General features: G+C 63.3%; 21 protein-coding genes. 14 read left to right on the top strand and 7 right to left on the bottom strand.

The features are described from left to right. Positions 1-80 precede the first annotated feature (80 nt). Complete coding sequence (locus ABEA23_RS02940) at positions 81-1,550, bottom strand: glycosyltransferase family 87 protein (protein WP_345476581.1); 1,470 nt, start codon at positions 1,548-1,550, stop codon at positions 81-83. A gap of 44 nt (positions 1,551-1,594) precedes the next feature. On the opposite strand from ABEA23_RS02940, the gene ABEA23_RS02935 reads away from it, so the two are divergent. After that, entirely contained in the window at positions 1,595-2,695 is a 1,101-nt protein-coding gene (locus tag ABEA23_RS02935; RefSeq protein WP_260073204.1) for an inositol-3-phosphate synthase, read from the top strand. A 48-nt stretch (positions 2,696-2,743) separates the two neighbouring features. Here the strand turns inward: ABEA23_RS02935 and ABEA23_RS02930 are convergent, their stop codons facing one another. Next, positions 2,744-3,610: a potassium channel family protein gene (locus tag ABEA23_RS02930; protein WP_345476580.1), complete on the bottom strand. Its 867-nt coding sequence runs from the start codon at positions 3,608-3,610 to the stop codon at positions 2,744-2,746. A 163-nt stretch (positions 3,611-3,773) separates the two neighbouring features. On the opposite strand from ABEA23_RS02930, the gene ABEA23_RS02925 reads away from it, so the two are divergent. The 10 genes from ABEA23_RS02925 to glsA all read left to right on the top strand — a co-directional run bounded on the left by ABEA23_RS02925 (position 3,774) and on the right by glsA (position 12,361). Next, a complete protein-coding gene (locus ABEA23_RS02925) occupies positions 3,774-4,715 on the top strand; it encodes an ABC transporter ATP-binding protein (RefSeq protein ID WP_345476579.1) in 942 nt (313 codons plus the stop codon). Then, the gene (locus tag ABEA23_RS02920) at positions 4,712-5,593 is read left to right on the top strand and encodes a hypothetical protein (RefSeq protein WP_345476578.1); all 882 of its coding nucleotides are present in this window, start codon (positions 4,712-4,714) and stop codon (positions 5,591-5,593) included. The genes ABEA23_RS02925 and ABEA23_RS02920 overlap by 4 nt, the downstream gene beginning before the upstream one ends. 74 nt (positions 5,594-5,667) lie before the next feature. Beyond that, complete coding sequence (locus tag ABEA23_RS02915; RefSeq protein WP_345476577.1) at positions 5,668-7,092, top strand: sensor histidine kinase; 1,425 nt, start codon at positions 5,668-5,670, stop codon at positions 7,090-7,092. Positions 7,093-7,109: 17 nt separating this feature from the next. Beyond that, positions 7,110-7,889 (top strand): response regulator, encoded by a 780-nt coding sequence (locus tag ABEA23_RS02910; RefSeq protein ID WP_345476682.1) that lies wholly within the window; start codon positions 7,110-7,112, stop codon positions 7,887-7,889. Between the two features lie 25 nt (positions 7,890-7,914). Further along, positions 7,915-9,243, top strand: coding sequence for a M18 family aminopeptidase (locus tag ABEA23_RS02905; RefSeq protein WP_345476576.1), 1,329 nt, complete (start codon positions 7,915-7,917; stop codon positions 9,241-9,243). Positions 9,244-9,395: 152 nt separating this feature from the next. Continuing rightward, entirely contained in the window at positions 9,396-9,698 is a 303-nt protein-coding gene (rpsF, locus tag ABEA23_RS02900; RefSeq protein ID WP_044495651.1) for a 30S ribosomal protein S6, read from the top strand. Positions 9,699-9,748: 50 nt separating this feature from the next. Beyond that, positions 9,749-10,315 carry a single-stranded DNA-binding protein gene (locus tag ABEA23_RS02895; RefSeq protein ID WP_044495655.1) on the top strand — a complete coding sequence of 189 codons (567 nt, stop codon included), beginning with the start codon at positions 9,749-9,751 and terminating at the stop codon, positions 10,313-10,315. 81 nt (positions 10,316-10,396) lie between these two features. Then, on the top strand, positions 10,397-10,636 hold the full coding sequence (gene rpsR, locus ABEA23_RS02890; protein ID WP_044495657.1) for a 30S ribosomal protein S18: 240 nt from the start codon (positions 10,397-10,399) through the stop codon (positions 10,634-10,636). A gap of 31 nt (positions 10,637-10,667) precedes the next feature. Beyond that, positions 10,668-11,120 carry a 50S ribosomal protein L9 gene (gene rplI, locus ABEA23_RS02885; protein WP_044495658.1) on the top strand — a complete coding sequence of 151 codons (453 nt, stop codon included), beginning with the start codon at positions 10,668-10,670 and terminating at the stop codon, positions 11,118-11,120. A gap of 122 nt (positions 11,121-11,242) precedes the next feature. After that, the gene (gene glsA, locus ABEA23_RS02880) at positions 11,243-12,361 is read left to right on the top strand and encodes a glutaminase A (RefSeq protein ID WP_345476575.1); all 1,119 of its coding nucleotides are present in this window, start codon (positions 11,243-11,245) and stop codon (positions 12,359-12,361) included. Positions 12,362-12,393: 32 nt separating this feature from the next. Here the strand turns inward: glsA and ABEA23_RS02875 are convergent, their stop codons facing one another. Beyond that, positions 12,394-13,518: an LLM class flavin-dependent oxidoreductase gene (locus ABEA23_RS02875; protein WP_345476574.1), complete on the bottom strand. Its 1,125-nt coding sequence runs from the start codon at positions 13,516-13,518 to the stop codon at positions 12,394-12,396. A gap of 789 nt (positions 13,519-14,307) precedes the next feature. Next, positions 14,308-15,099, bottom strand: a complete 792-nt coding sequence (locus ABEA23_RS02870) for an alpha/beta fold hydrolase (RefSeq protein ID WP_345476573.1) — start codon at positions 15,097-15,099, stop codon at positions 14,308-14,310. A gap of 105 nt (positions 15,100-15,204) precedes the next feature. Here ABEA23_RS02870 and ABEA23_RS02865 point away from each other — a divergent pair, with 105 nt between their 5' ends. After that, positions 15,205-16,668 (top strand): condensation domain-containing protein, encoded by a 1,464-nt coding sequence (locus ABEA23_RS02865; protein WP_345476572.1) that lies wholly within the window; start codon positions 15,205-15,207, stop codon positions 16,666-16,668. Positions 16,669-16,692: 24 nt separating this feature from the next. Further along, positions 16,693-18,048, top strand: coding sequence for a replicative DNA helicase (gene dnaB / locus ABEA23_RS02860; RefSeq protein ID WP_081652705.1), 1,356 nt, complete (start codon positions 16,693-16,695; stop codon positions 18,046-18,048). Between the two features lie 31 nt (positions 18,049-18,079). On the opposite strand, the gene ABEA23_RS02855 is transcribed toward dnaB, so the two are convergent. Continuing rightward, complete coding sequence (locus ABEA23_RS02855; RefSeq protein ID WP_158644325.1) at positions 18,080-18,403, bottom strand: hypothetical protein; 324 nt, start codon at positions 18,401-18,403, stop codon at positions 18,080-18,082. Between the two features lie 166 nt (positions 18,404-18,569). Between ABEA23_RS02855 and ABEA23_RS02850 the strand changes: the two genes are divergently transcribed. Further along, the gene (locus ABEA23_RS02850; RefSeq protein ID WP_345476571.1) at positions 18,570-18,773 is read left to right on the top strand and encodes a hypothetical protein; all 204 of its coding nucleotides are present in this window, start codon (positions 18,570-18,572) and stop codon (positions 18,771-18,773) included. Here the strand turns inward: ABEA23_RS02850 and ABEA23_RS02845 are convergent. Together ABEA23_RS02845 and ABEA23_RS02840 are read right to left on the bottom strand one after the other, a co-directional pair. Continuing rightward, positions 18,758-18,880, bottom strand: coding sequence for a hypothetical protein (locus tag ABEA23_RS02845; RefSeq protein WP_345476570.1), 123 nt, complete (start codon positions 18,878-18,880; stop codon positions 18,758-18,760). The two genes, ABEA23_RS02850 and ABEA23_RS02845, sit on opposite strands and share 16 nt — an antisense overlap. 268 nt (positions 18,881-19,148) lie before the next feature. Continuing rightward, positions 19,149-19,820 carry a pyroglutamyl-peptidase I gene (locus ABEA23_RS02840; protein ID WP_345476569.1) on the bottom strand — a complete coding sequence of 224 codons (672 nt, stop codon included), beginning with the start codon at positions 19,818-19,820 and terminating at the stop codon, positions 19,149-19,151. Positions 19,821-19,858: the final 38 nt, after the last annotated feature.

Below are 19,858 nucleotides of genomic sequence, written 5' to 3'. Positions count from 1 at the left end.
CCGGGGCCCGTTGTACCCGGGTCACGGAGAGATACCCGGTCGTATACGGGGCGGTAAAACCCCGAAGCCCGGGTAAAACGCTAAGCCGCTGCGGCGAGGTCTTGCTGAGCGCGGATGATATCCCGCTGCGGGCGGGCCATATCCCAGATCACCTGTGCCATCAGGTACACCGTGGAAGCCATATGCAGGATCACCGCGGCCACGTAGAGCTTCGCGTCAAAGGCATGCTGAGGCAGGTGATCTCCCACCACATCGGCCAGATACATCCACACTGCCCAGAAGTGCAGCACCTGGGCAGCGTTCCAGATGACCACATCGCGCAGCCGCGGGGCCGCCAGGGCGATCAGCGGCACCAGCCACAGCATGAACTGCGGTGAGTAGACCTTGCTGAAGAGCAGGAAGGCCGCCACGATCAGAAACAGCAGCTGGACCATCCGCGGACGCTCCGAAACCGTCAGCCCCAGCACCAGCACTCCCGCGCAGCTGGCGGCAAAGAGCCCGAAACTCAAGGCTGACACTGTCTCCGGCGTGGGCCCCTCGCCCAGCACCATCCACACATGCCACAGCGAGGAATATCCAGCACCGCGTTCGGAGGAGAAGACGAAGAAACGTGCCCATGCCTCAAAGTTGATCAGCATCACCGGCACATTGATCACCAGCCAGGAGATCAGCGTGCCGGCGGCAACCTTGGCGAAGACCACCAGGTCGACGTCGTGATCTCGTTCCTGCTTCCGCAGAGCGGTGCGCAGCGCCAGTACCAACACCGCCCCGAGCATGAACAGCGGATAGAGCTTAAAAGCGACGCCGATGCCGATCAGCACGCCCGCCAAGAGCCACTGTTTGCGCTGATACAGCAGCACCGCCAGGGCCAGCGCCACTGCCGGCCAGATATCCCAGTTGATGCCGATGGCGAAGATCATCGCCGGCGAAAGCGCCACTATTGCCGCATCCCAGGGGCGCCGCCCGGCGGAGGCGTAGGTGATCAGTACCAGCGCGATCCACAGCACAGCGGCAACCAAGAACGTCAGATCCCAGTAGAGCAGTCCGCCGCGCTCACCCCAGTAGCCGCCGGTGGTCTCCGCCAGCCAGTGGGTCAGGGCTGCGAAGAACGACGCCACGGCCATGGTCGCGGCCGGGTACTCAAAGCTCGCCAAATCAGCGGAGAACGGCGCCCAGGGCGAGACGTTGAGGTCCCGGCTGCCCCACAGCGCTGCCACATCCGAATAACAACCCCAGTGGTAAACCCCCACCCCGCCCCATCCGTTGATGCGGCAGTATTGGCCGGAAAGCGCCGAGAGCAGGATCCCCACCACGGTGAGGGCCACCAGCACCCGTGGAATACTCCAGAACCCGCCGGCACCGCGGCGCGGCCGAAGCCGGCGTCCGGCTGGGCCTCCGGCGCGGTCGCTTAAGTGCCGCAGCAGCGGATCGGTGGCCGATACCGGCACTTCAGCGGTCTGCGCCTGACGTGCCGCAGGTGCCTCCGGGTCTCGGCGACTGGCGCTGGTCGAAGATTCTGCGAACTCTGCGGCGGGGGGCGTCGTCGTCACTCCTCCAGCCTAGAGCGTCCATCCTTCCGTGGTAAGAAATAGCCATGGACCAGTCACCATCATCGAGTCATCCCATTCGCACCGCCCTTGTGGGCGTGGGCAACTGTGCCGCATCGCTGGTCCAGGGGGTCCAGTATTACCGGGACGCCCCAGAGGATCAGGATGTTCCGGGACTGATGCATGTCCGTTTCGGCGACTATCACGTGCGGGATGTGCAGTTTGTGGCGGCCTTCGATGTTGATGACAAGAAGGTGGGCAAGGACCTGTCTGAGGCCATCGGCGCCAGTGAGAACAACACCATCCAGATCGCCGAAGTCCCCTACGCTGATGTCACCGTCCAGCGCGGTCCCACCCTGGACGGGTTGGGTCGCTACTACCGTGAGACCATCGACGAATCAGCCTTCGACCCGGTGGATGTTGTGGCAGCGCTGAAAGAGGCCCGGGTGGACGTTGTGGTCTGTTACTTACCCGTGGGCGCTGAGAAAGCCGCGCGCTTCTACGCCCAGGCCGCTCTTGATGCCGGCTGTGCCTTCGTCAACGCGCTGCCGGTCTTTATCGCCTCTGACCCAGAGTGGGCACAGAAGTTCACCGACGCTGGGCTGCCGATCGTGGGCGATGACATCAAATCCCAGCTGGGAGCCACCATCACCCACCGCGAGCTCGCGCATCTCTTCGCCGAGCGCGGGGTGCACCTGGACCGCACCTACCAGCTGAACTTCGGCGGCAATATGGACTTCAAGAATATGCTCGAGCGCGACCGGCTGGAGTCGAAGAAGATCTCCAAGACTCAGGCCGTGACCTCCAATACCAGCGCTGAACTGGCCGCCGACGACGTGCACATCGGACCCAGCGACTACGTCCCCTGGCTCAATGACCGCAAATGGGCCTATATCCGCATGGAGGGCCGCAACTTCGGTGATGCCCCAGTGGCCATCGAGCTGAAACTGGAGGTCTGGGACTCCCCCAACTCAGCCGGTGTGATCATCGATGCGGTCCGCGCAGCGAAGATCGGCCTGGACCGAGGCGTGGGCGGGCCGCTGCTCTCGGCGTCGTCGTACTTCATGAAATCCCCGCCGGAACAGTACAACGACGACGCAGCCCGGCAGAAGGTGGAAGCCTTTATCCGCGGCGAGATCGAGCGCTGAGAAACGCTCCAGACTAGTACCTCCGACCGCGGCTGTGACCGCCGCGCACTAGCGCTGGTGTGCGCGGTGGTCCGCGGCGTAGGCGGCGAAGACCTCCTGGGGCGTATTGCCGCTGAGGAACTCGTGGCTGAGCTTCTCGCTCAGCTTCTGAAGGGCAAAGCCGAAGCGTTCGCCGCTGAGTTGGACATCCGGGCTGGTGCTGGCCCCAGCCGCAGCACGGATCTCCAACGTATAGGGCAGGTACCGCGCCAGGCTGAGGTCGGCGTGCTGCTCCCGGAAGTAGTAGGTCTCACCGTACTGATTGAAGTCAATGCAGCTCTGCGCGATATCCCGGGTGAGCTGTTCGAGCGCAACGGCGGCAACCGCAGGCTGCAGGTCCGCCAGGCGCTGGGCAAACCGACTGTGCTTCATGCCGTTGAGGCTCATCGCCAGCGCCCGGCGTCGCGACAGCGGAGGGTAGATCTGGATGAACCAGGTCAGGCTGGCCGTCAGCAGCGCGAAACCGGTCAGCCCCTGCAGCGGGGTGACCAGCCGAAGCACTGGATCAACTGCCACGACGTCGCCGAAGCCCAGGGTCGCCAGCGTCACCAGGGACACATACAGGGCATCAGCGAAGTCTGGGTAACGTGTGGGATCGGCGTCTGAATAGCTGAAGTCCTCCGGCACATGCGGCAGATACACCAGTGCCCAGCCGAAAACTTGCAGGAGGACCCAGAGGACGATGACCAGCACCATAGCGCCGGGGCCCACCGCTGTGCCGAGCCGATGCTTCATCACCCGCGACATCCGCCATACAACGGAGAACACTCCACGGCTCAGCGAACCGTGGCTGGGCGGGTGCAGAAGCTGATGGAACATATCGCGAAGACCCACCATGATCAGCAGAATCCCCACAAGAGTGATGGCGGTGTTCATAAGCCCCATTTCCAGTACTGATCCTATGCAGATACTACTGCCGCTCCCGGATCATCCTGCTAGATCAGCATTTGGGGGGATGCCCTCCACCTGTGGGCGGACGTAGCGTGAGAGCAGCGAACCGAGACCCGGCTCGCACTGCACGCGAATCTGGGAGCGAGCGATGATCACAGCAGAGAATCTGCGTAAAACCTACGGATCCAAGACCGCCGTGGACGGCATCAGTTTTGCGCTGGAACCGGGTAAAGTCACCGGTTTCCTGGGCCCCAACGGCTCAGGCAAGTCCACCACCATGCGCATGGCCGTGGGCCTGGACCGGCCCACCTCCGGGCACATCAGCATTGCCGGTAAATCCCTGGCTCAACACGCGGCACCGCTGCGCACTGTGGGCGCGGTGCTGGACGCCGGCGCCACCCACCCCGGGCGTACCGGACGCCAGCACCTGAGAGCGCTGGCCGCCACCCACCGCATCAGCCACAAACGTGTGGATGACGTCATTGAACTCACCGGACTTGAAAGTGTCTCCGGCAAGCGCATCAAGGGCTACTCGCTGGGCATGAACCAGCGGCTCGGCATTGCCGCGGCGCTGCTGGGAGATCCGGCCGTGCTGATCTTTGACGAACCTGTCAACGGCTTGGACCCCGAAGGAGTGCGCTGGGTGCGCCGACTGGCCCGGGATATGGCAGCAGAGGGCCGCACAGTGTTCCTCTCCTCCCATCTGATGAGCGAGATGGCACAGACCGCAGATCACCTGATTGTGCTGGGCCGGGGCCGCATCATTGCTGATGCCCCCATCCAGGACCTGCTGGAAGGCGGTGAGTCCAGGGTACTGGTGCGCACCGAACAGGCCAAGGATCTGATGAATGCACTGGCCGGGGACCGGATCAGCATCACCTGCCGGGATGCTGAGACCTTTGAAGTCTCCGGTCTGGATGCGCGCAGCATCGGCCGCCGCGCCCTTGAAATCGGCGCGGTACTGCACGAGCTCACCCCGCAGCTGACCTCGCTGGAGGACTCCTACATGAAACTCACCGGCGACTACGTCGAATACCAGTCCGGCGCTGCCGCAGGTGCCGCCGCCCAGGCTGAAGGAGGCCAGGCATGAACCCCACCGTCCCCCATCCTGCCGAATCCGCACTCGCATCCGGCGACACAGCTACTGCTCCGACGCGGGGCCCCCGCACCTTTGAACCTGATCCGACACTGCCAGGACTGAGTTTCTTTGGCGTGGTGCGTTCAGAACTGTCCAAGTTACTGGCGCTGCGCACCACCTACTGGCTCTCAGCCATCACCCTGGGGCTCTCTGCGCTGATCTCCGGCGGAGTGGCCTGGAGCTTCTCCAGCTTCAGTGACGAGACCTCCCAGCTGATGCTGGCTGAGGGCGCCATGACAGGGCTCTACTTCGGGCTGTTGCTGCTGGGCGCACTAGCGGTGATCAGTATGACCACTGAGTTCACTACTGGTGCGATTCGTTCCTCGCTCACCGTGGTGCCCCGCCGCAATCTGCTCTATCTGGCCAAGGCCACCGCAATCACGCTGCTGGTGGCTGTGGTCACCGCTGCAGTGATCATCGCCTGCCATCTGGTGGCTGCGCTGTTCTCCGGAGAGCTGGAGGTGCTGGCCCCGTTCAGCGACTCTGAGGTGGGCTATGTCTACCTCACCCACTGGATCTCAGTGATCATCACTGCTCTGATGGGCTTCGGTCTGGGTGCGCTGCTGCGCAGCTCCGCTGGCGGCATCGTGGTGCTGACCATCATTATCTTTGTGGTGCAGATCGTGGTCGCTATCCTCTATGGCGTCACTCAGGGTGCCGAATGGGCAGAAATGCTGATGCGCGCTGAGTACTCCTACCTGGTCATGGAGTTCACCAGCGTTGACGCAGTGCGGGATATGGAGTTGTGGCAGTCACTGCTGGGAGTTCTCGCCTGGGCGGCGGTACCGTTCGGACTCGGCTGGCTGACCTTCTCACGCCGCGACGTCTAAACCACCCTGTTCCTTTCAGGAGCACCGCTCGGACACCGCGTGGGTGCCGCGAGGGTAGTGAGAGTATAAAAACCATGAGCACCACCTCCGCCACGCAGCCAGGCCCCATGGCGGGCTTTGATGAGCTCGCATTGGTGCGCCGGCGCGGTGTGCGCGGCTGGATGCGCCGACACCCCCGGTGCACCAATGCGCTGATCATCAGCTGTTATCTGCTTCTAGCACTGTGGTGCCTGCCCATGGCAATTGTTGATATGGGCACCCACGTGTGGTGGTTGGTGCCCGGCTGGCTGATCATTGCCGCACTGCTGTGCTTCCGGCACAGCTGGCCAGTGAGCGTGCTGGTGGCGATGATGCTGGCCGAGGCGGCCCTGCTGATGATCTACCCGTGGAATGGTCCGCAGATGCTGGGACTTTGGTTCGCCGCTTACTGCGTGGGCCTGCACCGCGGTCTGGCAGCTGGTCTGGTGGTAGCGCTGCCAGCATGTGCCGCAGCCTGCCTGGCGTACCTGCGGCTGCCGGCCTGGACCCAGAAGCATGGAGCCAGTTTCTGGGAGACCGGTGTCTTTCAGCTTCCGGCCGGTGAGCTCGGCGCTACGCTGTGGTTCTTCGCGGTTCTGACGGTCATCATGGTCTTCACTACCGGATTCTCCGTGGCCATCGGTGCCGCAGTGCGGCGCGGCCGGGCTCACGAGCAGGAGATCCTGGACTGGGCGCGGCGTTCCCACGAGCTGGCGCAGGTCGGTGAGCGCAACCGGATCGCCCGGGAGATGCACGACGTCGTCGCCCATTCCCTCTCGGTGATGATCTCGCTGGCCGATGGTGCCCGGGTGGTGATGCGCAAGAACCCCGAACGTGCCGGTGAGGTGCTCGACGAATTGTCCTCCACAGGACGCGGTGCCTTGGCGGATATGCGCCGAGTGATCGGGGTGCTGAAGAAGGGCGAAGATGTCGCCCAAGCTCGGCGACCCATCCACGAATCCCTGGAGGAGCTCTACGAAGGATTCCGGCAGGCCGGTATGCCGCTGACGGTGACCACCACTGGTCCGGCGCTGCCGGATGACGCGGCCTTCGGGCTGACAGTGCACCGAATCCTGCAGGAGTCACTGACCAATGTGCTGCGCTACGGCAAGCAGATCACCGATGTGCAGGTCAGCATTGAGCATGTCCCGGGCACCAGCGCCGAAGAGCGCGAGCAGCTCAAAGCCCAAGGTTTTTCCGAGAAGGAGCAGGAGGCTCTGGGACTTGCCGGAAGCCCCAAAGTGATCATCTCAGTCAGTGACGACGGCGCGCTGCTGCCCTCAGGAGCGCAGGAATCAGTGGGCTCCGGGCTCGGGATCAAAGGCATGCAGGAGCGTGCGGGCTTCTACAACGGCTCGGTCTACGCCGGACCGGGCAAGTATCGCGGCTGGAACGTGCGTGCGGTGCTCGAGCCGCCGGTGGGCAAAGCCAGCAGCGCCAAGCGAACCGAATCACCAGCAGAAAGCGAGAAGGCACAGTGAGCGAACCGATCAAAGTCATGCTGGTAGATGATCAGCATCTGCTGCGCATGGGCTTCCGGCTCATCCTCGAAGGTGAGGAGGACCTGGAAGTGGTGGCCGAAGCCGCCGACGGCGCCGAGGCGCTGGAGACTATCGACTCGCTGGGAGACGCGCGCCCAGACGTCGTCCTCATGGATGTTCGGATGCCGCGGATGGACGGGATCGAGGCCACCGCCGCTGTAGTGGAACGCTGGGCCGAGACCAAGGTCATCATCCTGACCACCTTTGATCTGGACGAATACGCCTTCTCCGGTCTGCAGGCAGGAGCCAGCGCCTTCCTGCTCAAAGATGTTGAACCAGCCGAGCTGGCCAATGCGGTGCGCGTGGTGGCCTCCGGGGACGCAGTGGTGGCCCCGCGGATCACCCAGCGGCTGTTGGAGGTCTACCTGCGGCAGGGCAACGCTACCGGCGGGCTGGCTCAAGCCGGAGGTCCGGATGCTCCGGCGCTTAAAGCCGCCCAGCAGCTCGACGGCACGCAAGCACGCTCTGCGGCGCCCGGGACCCCCACAGGTGCGCAGGTCTCTGCCGCGCTGAGCGACGGCATCACCCGGGAGCCGCTGACGGCACGCGAGACCGAGGTGCTGTTCGCGGTGGCTGAGGGGCTGTCCAATGCAGAGATCGCCAGCCGTTTCTTCCTCTCCGAGGCCACCGTGAAGACCCATGTACGCCGGATCCTGACCAAGCTGCAGCTGCGCGACCGGGTGCAGGCGGTGGTCTACGTCTACCAGTCAGGCCTCGTAGGGCCCGAGCAGCAGTAGCGGCGCTTGTCATAGGGTGGTGACCATGAGCACAGATGACCTGAACCCGGCTGCGCTGCCCACAGATGAGCTGATTCAGAAGCTCGGGAGATTCGTCATGGAGTCCCCGTCCTCCTATCACGCTGCAGAAGTGACAGCGGCGACGTTGGTCAGCGCAGGCTTCACCCAGCTGGGGGAGCATCAGGACTGGCCAGCTGCGCCTGGGCGCTATGTGGTGGTCCGTGACGGTGCGGTGCTGGCCTGGGTGGTGCCCGAGAACGCGGGCCCCACTACTGCGCTGCGCATTCTGGGTGCTCATACCGACTCTCCCGGCTTTAAGCTCAAGCCCAAATCCACGGTGATCAAGGCCGGCTGGCTGCAGGCCGGCATGGAGGTCTACGGCGGGCCGCTGCTGAACTCCTGGCTGGACCGTGAGCTGCGCCTGGCAGGGCGTCTGGTCACTCGCGACGGCGCCACTCACTTGACAGCCACCGGCCCGGTAGCGCGCATCCCGCAGCTGGCCATTCACCTCGACCGGCAGGTCAATGAGGGGCTGAAGCTGGGCAAACAGCAGCACACCATGCCGATTCTGGGCCTGGCCGACAGCGCCGGGCAGGCCGCTGAGGCAGACGTCCTGCAGGTGGTGGCTGAAGCCGCCGGTGTCCGCGCTGAGGAGATCGACGGCTACGACGTCGTGGTGGCAGATGCGCAGGTGCCCGCGCGGTTCGGTGCCGCCGGGGAGTTCTTCGCTTCTGGACGACTCGATAACCTCTCCTCGGTCTTCGCGGGGCTCCAGGCTCTGCTGGACGTGGCGGATGCGGCCACAGACGGTGCAGTCATCCCCATGCTGGCGGCTTTTGATCATGAAGAGCTCGGCTCAGCCTCCCGCTCCGGTGCTGCCGGCCCGTTCCTGGAAGAGGTGCTGGGGCGGATCTACGAGGGACTCGGTGCTACGGTCACCCAACGCGCTCAGGCATTGGCTGGATCCTGGCACTTAAGCTCCGACGCCGGGCACGCGGTGCACCCGAACTATTCCGAACGCCACGATCCGGCTAACCGTCCGCTGCCGAACTCGGGCCCGCTGCTGAAAATCAATGCCAATCAGCGCTACACCACAGACGCCCCCGGTGCTGCCATGTGGGCTCAGGTCTGCCGCGCGGCGTCGGTGCCCACCCAGGAGTTCGTCTCTAATAACGACATCCCCTGCGGTTCCACCATCGGCCCCATCACCGCCACCCGGCTTGGAATCCGCACTGTAGATGTGGGCATTGCACTGCTGAGCATGCACTCGGCTCGCGAAATGTGCGGGGTCGACGACGTCGCCTACCTGCGTGATGCAGTGGCGAGCTTCTTTACTACTGAGCTCAGCGTCTAGACACCGCTGGGAGGGCTCCACCGCCCTTGGAGCCAGTGGTGGTGCGTGTAGTAGACTTGATGAGTTGTGCGTCCATACGCACACGACGTGATTATTGAACCTCCTGTTACGGAAATCCCGTGACCGCAAGACCGAAGGAGGTGGGTTCACACATGCGTCACTATGAACTGATGGTGCTCGTCGACCCCGAGGTGGATGAGCGCACCGTGGAGCCGACTCTCGGCAAGTACATGGAAATCGTCAAGAAGGACGGCGGCTCCGTTGAGGAGATCGACGTCTGGGGACGTCGCCAGCTGGCTTACGAGATTCAGAAGAAGACCGAGGCGATCTACGCCGTCGTCAACTTCCACTCCACCCCTGATTCCGCCAAGGAGCTGGATCGTCTGCTGCGCCTGAATGAGACCATTCTGCGCACCAAGATCATCCGCCCTGAGGATCAGAAGATCGACAGCTGATCTTTCACCCGTAATTCCCCATATAGGTACATCACGCAAGGAGCACCCCCATGGCAGGCGAAACGATTATCACCGTCGTCGGAAATCTGACGGCAGATCCCGAGCTCCGCTTCACCCCTTCCGGTGCAGCGGTCTCCAACTTCGTGATCGCCTCAACACCGCGGTTCTTCGACCGCCAGAGCAACGAGTTCAAGGACGGGGAGACCCTCTTTGTGCGTTGCTCGCTCTGGCGCGAAGCTGCTGAGAACGCAGCGGAGTCGCTGACCAAGGGAACCCGCGTGATCGCCCAGGGCCGGCTGAAGGCCCGCAGCTTTGAGACCAAAGAGGGTGAGAAGCGCACCTCTTGGGAGCTCGATGTCGATGAGATCGGCCCCTCGCTGCGTTTCGCTACTGCTCAGGTCCAGCGTCAGGGCGGCCAGGGAGGCCAGGGTCGCCCCGGCGGCCAGGGCTTCGGCGGTGGTGCCCCCGCAGGCGGTGGCTTCGGAGGAGGAGACTCCTACGGCGGCCAGCAGTCCGGCGGATGGGGAGCACAGGGCGGCGGACAGCCAGACCCATGGGGAGGCCAGCCCTCCTCCGGGGGCTGGGACACCCCCAGCAACGACGAGCCACCGTTCTAAGCGGCTCACACAACACACCACATATCCACCATCCCGCGCCCGTGAGGGCTGCGGGCTCCACATATGAGAAGGAGCACCACGATGGCAAAGGCTGAACTGAAGAAGCCCAAGCCCAAGGCGAACCCGCTGAAGGCTGCTGACATCAAGGTCATTGACTACAAAGACACCGCCCTGCTGCGGAAGTTCATTTCCGACCGAGGCAAGATCCGTGCACGCCGTGTGACCGGCGTCTCCGTCCAGGAGCAGCGCAAGATCGCCCAGGCGATCAAGAACGCCCGCGAGGTGGCTCTGCTGCCGTACTCCGGCGCAGGCCGCGGCTGATCCCGGACCGGGAAGGAAAGGAACTACTGATATGGCAAAGCTCATCCTGACTCAGGAAGTGACCGGCCTCGGTGCCCCTGGCGACGTCGTCGAGGTCAAGGACGGTTACGCGCGCAACTACCTGCTGCCGCGCGGCTACGCACAGACCTGGACCAAGGGCGGCGAGAAGGACGTGGAGCGCATGCGCGCTGCACGTAAGGCTCGCGAGATCGCTACCGTCGAGGAAGCCCAGCAGATCGCAGAGAAGCTGCAGGCTCAGCCGGTGAAGATCAGCGTCAAGACCGGCGAGTCCGGCCGCCTCTTCGGCACCGTGGGTGCCGCTCAGGTTGCCGAGGCTGTCGAGGCCGCAGGCCTGGGCGCCATCGACCGCCGCACTGTGGAGATCCCCGAGCGGATCAAGGCAGTGGGCAGCTACACCGCCACGGTGAAGCTGCACGCCGATGTCACCGCAGCTCTTCAGCTGCAGGTCATCCCCGCTAAGTAAGGCGCAGCTGGAGCCTGAAGGCTTCAGCAGACCACAGCACAAGCTGGTCAAAGCGGTCCCGGAGAATTACTCTCCGGGGCCGCTTTGCTTATGCCCACAGGCAGCCTCGTTAGGGTAGGCCTATGACGGATACCCAGGAACAGGACCCGGTAGAACGCTATTTGGCTCAGGTCCTGGCCGACTGCGGTGAGGATGAGTCCGGACACGTGCCCAGCGAGGCGCAACTGGCTGATACTGAAGGCAGCGAGTCAGCCGAAGGTGAGCAGCAAAGCTCGCAGTCAGGCGAAGAACAGTCAGGCGGGGAACAGTCAGACGGGGAACCCGTGCGCCACGCCCTGGCTGTGGTGACGGCCGCCGGTGCTGAATATGCTGCTGGAGACCGGGAGCACCTGTTCACTATCCAGTCCATCTCCAAGCCCTTTGTGTACGCCATGGCTCTTGATGAGATCGGACACGACGGTGTGCAACAGGCAGTGGGTATGGAGCCCTCAGGGGAAGCCTTCAATGAGCTTTCCCTCGAAGGCGGTACAGGGCGTCCGCTGAACCCGATGATCAACGCCGGGGCAATCGCCACTCATCAGCTGATCAGCGGTGCCCACGGAGAGCCGACCGTGCTCCCTGAGACAGCCTCACGGGCAGGACGCACCGACGAGGTACGACGTCGTACCGCACGCATCATCGCCGGACTCTCCGCGTTTGCCGGGCGTCCGCTCCAGGTGGACTGGGCCACTGCCGATGAAGAGTACGAAGAGGGCTACCGGAACTTCGCGATCGCCCACATGCTGCGCACCCACCACGTGTTCGAAGCAGAACCTGCTGAAGTGGTGCGCGGATACATCGACCAATGCGCTGTTCTGGTGACTGTTCAGGACATTGCCCGCATGGCAGCGACTCTGGCGAATAACGGCGTCCACCCTGAAAGCGGCACACGCGTGATTTCGGCCAGGGCAGCGCGCCAGACGCTGAGCGTGATGGCCACCTGCGGCATGTATGACGCCTCGGGCCGCTGGCTGACTGAGATCGGCATTCCCGCCAAGTCGGGAGTATCAGGCGGCATCATCGGCGTGCTGCCCGGGCAGCTGGGGCTGGCCTCCTTTGCCCCGCGGCTCAATGACGAAGGCAACAGCGTCCAGGGGGTCGAAATGTTCAAACGGCTCACCGATGACTTCGGGCTGCACCTGATGGCCAGTGACCGGGTGGATATTGCAGACAACCTGCACCAAGGCCAACCCAGCGACTGATCTGTGACTGAGGGAACCGGCGGTGTCCTGGACTAGCTGGCGTCGTCGTTCTGCTTGCCGCCAGGTATCGGTTCACGGCCAGCTGCGCGGCGCTGTTTCAGTGCCTCATGGGTGGGCGCCTGCGGTGTGCCTGCAGGCTGGCGGGCGGCGACCTCGCGGCGCAGCACCGGGACTACTTCTTCGCCGAGCATATCGATCTGTTCCAGGACAGTCTTCAGCGGCAGCCCAGCGTGATCGATGAGGAACAACTGACGCTGATAATGCCCGGCGTAGTCGCTGAAGCTCAGGGTCTTCTCGATGACCTGCTCCGGGGTGCCCACGGTCAAGGGTGTCATCTCGGTGAAATCCTCCAGCGAGGGACCTCCGCCGTAGACCGGAGCGTTGTCGAAGTACGGACGGAACTCGCGCACCGCTTCCTGGGAGTTCCGGCGCATGAACACCTGGCCGCCCAGGCCCACGATGGCCTGCTCAGCGGTGCCGTGCCCGTAGTGCTCAAAGCGGTGCCGGTAAAGGTCCACCATCCGCCCGGTGTGTTCCTTGTTCCAGAAAATATTGTTGTGGAAGAAGCCGTCACCGTAATAGGCGGCCTGCTCTGCGATCTCCGGGGAGCGGATGGAACCGTGCCAGACGAAGGGCGGGGTGTCATCCAGCGGCCGCGGGGTGGAGGTGAAGTCCTGCAAAGGAGTCCGGTACCTGCCCTGCCAGTTCACCTCAGTCTCACGCCAGAGCCTATGCAGCAGTGCATAGTTCTCCACGGCCAGCGGAATACCCGCCCGGATGTCTTTGCCGAACCAGGGGTAGACCGGACCGGTGTTGCCACGTCCCAGCGTGAGGTCGATGCGTCCGCCGCTGAGATGCTGCGCGTAAGCGTAATCTTCGGCCAGGCGTACCGGGTCTGTGGTGGTGATCAGCGTGGTTGCCGTGGAGAGGATGATGCGCTCAGTCTGAGCCGCGATGTACGCCATGAAGATGGGCGGATTAGCAGGCGCAATGAACGGGGGATTGTGATGCTGCCCGATGGCGAAGACATCAAGGCCAACCTCTTCGGCCTTCTTTGCGATGGCCACAGTGGCCTCAATGCGCTCATGTTCAGTGGGGACACGGCCGGTCGTGGGATCCGGGGTGACGTCACCGATGGAAAAAATGCCGAACTGCATAGCCGCTCCCTGAGTTGACCGTGGCCGAGTCGTACGAATCTTTCAAATTTTAACTAAGGCTACCTCACGTAGCGTGGAGTGCCTAGTGTTGGCAGTGGAGGCCAGTGCTGGCGCGAAACTACGCCCGTGCAATTTTCACCCCTGTGGACAACCTGTGGAAAATTAGCCCAGAAAAGTGTCTATACACCCAACAGGGAGTTAACAGCAACCCTGTCTAGAGCGCTGAAATCTCCACAAAAAGAAAATTAATTCACAGGTGTGTCGCTGCATAACCCCTAGTCAGGCCGGGATGCGATAACACGGTCAGCGGATATCCACAGAGTTACCCTCAGGTTCTGCACAGGACACGCCGCGGAGTCCACACTTTATCCACAGGGCGTGTGAAGAAGGGTATTGCTCCCGGGTTGCCGGGGCCATACAGTGTGAAGCGTCCCTGGAGGACCATGGCGCTGTATGGCGAATGTCACTGCAGTTCCTGGCAGAGCTCACTAGGGTTCGCACTTGGTGTGGGTATTGGCTGGGTACGCCCAGCGCGCATCCATATCACTACCGGCGGCCAGCGGGCTGTCGGGCTGAGAAAACAGGGCAGGTCACGCTTCGCGGATGCCCTGCCGTTCTCTCCGGGGACAGGGCGAGCGGGGGTTGAAGGTTGCACCTGCTCCCCCAGGATCGGATCGCCGGAACCGGCAATGGGAAGGGGATCACGGCAGTCGTCGTGATCCTGCCGGTACGGCTTATGCGCCAGTCCGGCGATCCGGTCCCGTCCACCGCGCTGCGTCGTCGCGCTTTTTACGGTCGTTGGCCCCGGTGCCGGGAAACAAAACGTGCCACCTGACTCGGCCAGGTCTCCAGATCTTCAGGGGTTTCGGCGATGCTCAAATGCGAACCCGGGATCAGCCGGTGCAGTTCCTCTGCTGTAGACACTGGGTGAGCATGATCATCAACCCAGGCAAGGACCTCCACAGGTAGACGCAGCGAAGCGATCTGCTGCTTTGCCGGTAAATCTGTCTGAGCGGCTCCACGAAATATCGACGGCAGCAATTCCTGGCTCACCGCAGGCACGCGCTCTTTGGGGCGGTCCGCCAGCGCCGGAGGTGGCAGCACACTTGCCCCGACCCTCACAAAGGCACCGATGCCATGATCCTCCACCAGCTGGGCTGACTTCAGATAGGACTCAGCCTGAGGTACTCGGGTTCCCCAGGCGGTGGGTGGCACCAGCAGGGTCAGCGTGGCGAAACGATCAGGATCGACAAGTGCGGCATAGAGCTGGGTGGCAGTGCCCATCGAGGGACCTGCAGTATGGACCTTCTCGCCGGGGGCGACCTCATCAAGGAGTGCAAGCAGATCCTCTGCCAGCTGGGACCAGAGGTAATCCTGAGGGACCGGGCGACCGGTTGAAGAACCATGGCCGCGAGCGTCATAGCGCAGCACGCGAAAACCCTTGAGGTCGGCGGTCATATCCAGCCCGGCACGATGCTCACGCCAGGCACTGGAGGTCAGGCCGTGCATCTGCACAAAAAGCGGGCCCTCCCCGGTGACCTCATAGGCAAGTTTTGCCCCGACAGTCTGGAATATGGCCACAGCCGATCGTCCACCTTTATGCGCTTCGCATCCTCAACAGGCCCTGTTACCTGGAGGTTTCCCAATTGACACCTGCCGTTGCAGATACGCATCTACACTACGCCTATGCGGCTGACCAATGTCTCCCAGATGCACGTGCAGCCCGGAATGCTGTTCAGCTGCAGCATGACGGTGCACCCTGCGTCTTTAGATGACCAGGCCGCGCACCTGCCGGTCTCCTTCGATCAGGCTCGGCATGTGGGCTTCGGTTCGCGGCCCGGCTCGTGGATGGCAGTGGCCTTCTTCCTGCCGCAGGTCGCTGACCGGCACATCATTGCCGAAGCCTGGCAGCATGTGATCGCACGGCACGGCACGCTGCGCAGCGTCTTCACCTGGAAGACGACGCCGGCACCTGCCGACCGCACCGATGCAGCGACCAACGCTGGGGCCGAGACCGAACTGAACCTCTCTCCAGTCAGCGTGCGCGCAGGCGATTGGCAGCAGCTGAAGCCGGAGCCAAGCCCGGTCGCTGCAGGTTTCGCCAGCGCCGGTTCTCACCAGGCTGCAGAGGGGTCCGCGGAGCCCGAGGCGGTGATGTCCGCTGAGCAGATCCGTGCAGCCATTCGAGCTCACTTTGACGCGGTCTGTGACCCTTTCGGTCAGCCCAGCTATCGGTTGTGCGTGATCGAGGATCCGGATCAGCTCAAGCCACCGCAGATCGTCATCGGAGCAGATCACGCCCATGTGGATGCCTGGTCCCTGCTGGTGCTGGCCCGAGACCTCTCGGCCATGGTGGAGGACCTCTTAGCCGGGCGCGAACCCGGAGCGCAGCTGCCCGAGGCCGAACCTTTCAGTGATCATTCGGCGCTTCTGGATGAGAAGCCGCTGCCGCCGCAACAGGTGCTCAGCCGCTGGCAGGAGATCCTCGAAGCCGGCGGTGACGCGATGCCGACCTTCCCGCTGAACCTGGGGGATCTCTCCACCCCAGTGGATGAGATGGTGGAGATCCGGGACGTCTTTGATGCTGAGGAGCTGGCCTATCTGGAGGCGTACGCCGCCTCCCACGGAGTGCGACTGATCGCCGTCGCCATCTCGGTGATGACCAGGCTGGCCCGCGAGCTCAGCGGCTGCCCATTCCGGGCCGTCTTTCCGGTCCACTCCCGGGAGAACCCCCGCTGGTTCAACTCCGTGGGCTGGTTCATCACCAACTCCGTGTTGGAGAACGACGACGAGGACTACCGCGCCTGCTACTCAGCGGTGAAGGAAGCCATCAAGCTGGGCTCCTACCCGCTGGCACCGATTATGCGCCCCTACGGAGGTATGCCGCAGACCCCGGGGATGTTCGCCATGTCCTGGCTGGATCACCGGAAGCTGCCGGTCAATGTTGACGAGGAGCTCAACCCCCAGCACGTCTCCGCGGTGATCCGCACTGACGGGGTGATGATCTGGTTTGTCATCAACGGATCCGGGCTGCATCTGCGCTGCCGCTACCCCAATACGCGGCAGGCCAGGCGGGCCATGCGGACGTGGCTGGCGGGACTGGTCTACGGACTGCGCGCGCCATTGGAGCGGGGCCTGGATTCGGCGTAGGACCGGTACCCTTAACGGGTGACGATGGATACCTACGACCCCAGCACCGGAGCCGGCGCCGAATCCCGCACGCCCCCGCAGGACATGGTGGCTGAACAGTCGGTCCTCGGCGGCATGATGCTCTCCAAGGACGCCATCGCTGATGTGGTGGAGATCCTGCGCGGACGAGACTTCTACCGCCCTGCGCACGAGATGATCTACGAGGCGATCGTTGACCTCTATGGACGAGGCGAGCCAGCCGACGTCGTCACCATCTCTGATCACCTCAATAAGCGTCAGCAGCTGCAGCGCGTGGGCGGTCCGGCGTATCTGCATAACCTGGCGCAGTCGGTGCCCACCGCCGCCAATGCGGCGTTCTACGCGGAAATCGTGCGTGAGCGCGCCATCCTGCGCCGGCTGGTAGAAGCTGGCACAAAGATTGTGCAGCTGGGCCATAGCGCCGACGGCGAGGTGGACGCCATTGTTAACGAGGCGCAGTCTGAGATCTATAACGTGGCGGAGAACCGGCAGAGCGAGGATTATGTCCGGCTCTCCGAGGTGCTGGCGCCCACCATCGATGAGATTGAGACCAATGCTGCCCATGATGGTTCGCTCACTGGTATCCCCACGGGGTTCCGGGAACTGGATGAACTGACCCATGGTTTCCACGGCGGGCAGATGATTGTGGTGGCAGCACGTCCGGCAATGGGTAAGTCCACTCTTGCCCTGGACTTTGCCCGCTCCGCCGCGGTGAACAACGGCATGGCCGCCGCGTTCTTCTCCCTGGAGATGGGCCGCAATGAGATCGCCACCCGATTGCTCTCGGCAGAGTCCCGGGTGCTCTTCGGTGATCTGCGCAAGGGCAATCTGCAGGACAGCGACTGGGAGAAGATCTCGCAGGCGGTAGACAAGCTGGACTCGGTTCCGCTGTTTATTGACGATTCACCGAATATGTCGCTGATGGAGATCCGCGCTAAGTGCCGGCGCCTGAAGCAGCGCAACAATCTGAAGCTCGTAGTGCTGGACTATTTGCAGCTGCTGAGCTCGGGGAAGCGTGTGGAATCACGCCAGCAGGAGGTCAGTGAGTTCTCCCGAACCCTGAAGCTGCTGGCTAAGGAGCTGGATGTGCCGATTATTGCGCTGTCACAGCTGAACCGCGGGTCGGAATCTCGGCCGGATAAGAAACCGCAGGTCTCTGACCTGCGCGAGTCAGGGTCCATTGAGCAGGACGCCGATATGGTGATCCTGCTGCACCGGCCTGAGGTCTATGACAAGGAGACCGAGCGCGCCGGGGAGGCTGACATCATCGTGGCGAAGAACCGTAATGGGCCCACCCGCGACATTGTGGTGGCATTCCAGGGTCATTACGCCCGATTCCAGGACATGGCGCGGGACTTCTAGCCCTGCCGCGGCGCGCGCAGGGCGACGGTGCCTAGAGGCCGCCGCCCAACACCCCGAGGATGCGGTCCAGCAGCAGGAAGCCGACCACTAGGTAGACCGCGCCGATCCACAGTGAGTGGGTCAGCGAAAGCCAGAAGCGCCCGGTGGCGATGAGTAGCCCGAAGGCTGCCGGGGTGCAGGCCATGATGTAGCCGGAGACCAGCATCCACAGGCCGCTGAATTCACCGGCGGCCAGGAAGAAGACCCCCACCCCGACCATCCAGGACCAGGTGGGCTCAAAAAGCAGTGCGGCGATGACCAAGCCGGTCACTATTGCCCAGAGATAGCGCCCCGCTTGCAGCGAACCGCGTGCCACAGTCTGCCCGCGGGTGGGGGCGTGGCTGGTGGCCTGCGGTGTTCTGGGTGCTTTGCTTGTTCTGGGTGCTTTGCTGCCGAGGTGCTGGCGGGACTTCGTGCCCTGTTTCTGAGCCCTGTGTCTCTGCTGCTGGGACGGCCGAGACTGGCTCTGCGCCGCGGGTTTCTTGGACGAGGCCCCTTTCCGAGGGGCCTGTGATGAGCGGCTGCGTGGGGCGGGGGTCTTCTTCGCCGGAGGACGACTAGAGCTGGATCTGCCAGCTGGCCTGCGGGCCGTCGTCGTGGATTTTCGGTTCTTGCTCATCGCCCTTAAGCGTATCGCCGCCGGGCGTGTGTACTGCGCTGATGGTGATACTTATCCGCCGATGTAGGGGAGCATGAGGATCAGCAGCATCATCCCGATGCCAACGGCAAGGGTGATACCGACTGCCCGGTTGGAGGCGGAGACTCCAAGGTCATCCGGATCTCTGGGACGCATGTCATGCTCCTCGTCACCGCGGGGGGACCTGAACTGGAAAGAGGTATTTCCCGGTCCTGATTCCTGTGACGTCATGAAGACCTCGCTGGTCGATCGGATCAATGGACTTGCTCAGGAAAAGCCTAGATCCCATAATCCGCGCGGTGGTGGATTTTGGGCCCTAACCTCGTCCTTCTTGCCTATTGACTGTAAGCACCAACTCTGGAAGTGACCTGTGCGCAGCGTCGACCTTTGCCTCCACTTTCTGCCCTTCCTGGATGCTGAGCAGTCAGTGCAGCGAGCCTGCGGGCCGGGCCTCGTCTTCAGCTGTGACGAAGGACTCGGCCATCAGCAGATCCACCGCGGTTGCCGCCTCTGAAACGGTGAGCGGGGCGCTGTGTGCGTGCAGGTCCGGCACGTGAAGGAACCCGGCAGGAATCTGCTGCTCGGTGGCGATCAGATGGTGCAGCAGTGTGTAGAGGACGTCATTGCAGACGTAGGTGCCTGCGCTGGTGGACAGCTGCACGGGGAACCCGGCTTCAGCGATCCGGCGTTGTGCTGCTTTAAGCCGCAAGGTGGAGAACAGGGCGGTGTCTGCACCCGGCACCACGGGGGCATCGTCGGGCTGATTGCCGGCATTGTCCGGGATGCGGGCATCCCGCAGGTTCAGTCCCACTCGTTCCAGGCGCAGGGCGTCGGTACCGGCAGCCAGACCGAGGCTGATGACCATATCCGGCTGCTGATCGGTGATAGCGGCTTTGAGGACTTCCCCGGCACGGTCGAACTCCACAGGAAGGCACGCCGTGCTGACGACGACGCCGCTGAGCTCCTGCTGAGTGGTCAGCTCCTGCAGGCGAGCCCGTCGAGCGACCTCCTGAGCGACATCCCAGGAGGGGTTGTAGTCCAGCCCTCCGAAGGGCTCGAATCCGGTCAGCAGTACACGACGGGTCTCAGTGGTCATGTACTGAAGCTTAGGTCCGCGCCGGCGTCGGCTGCTTA

It is taken from the genome of Nesterenkonia rhizosphaerae (assembly GCF_039544555.1).
GTDB classification, from domain to species: domain Bacteria; phylum Actinomycetota; class Actinomycetes; order Actinomycetales; family Micrococcaceae; genus Nesterenkonia; species Nesterenkonia rhizosphaerae.
This window is presented reverse-complemented; position numbering and strand designations above follow the sequence as displayed.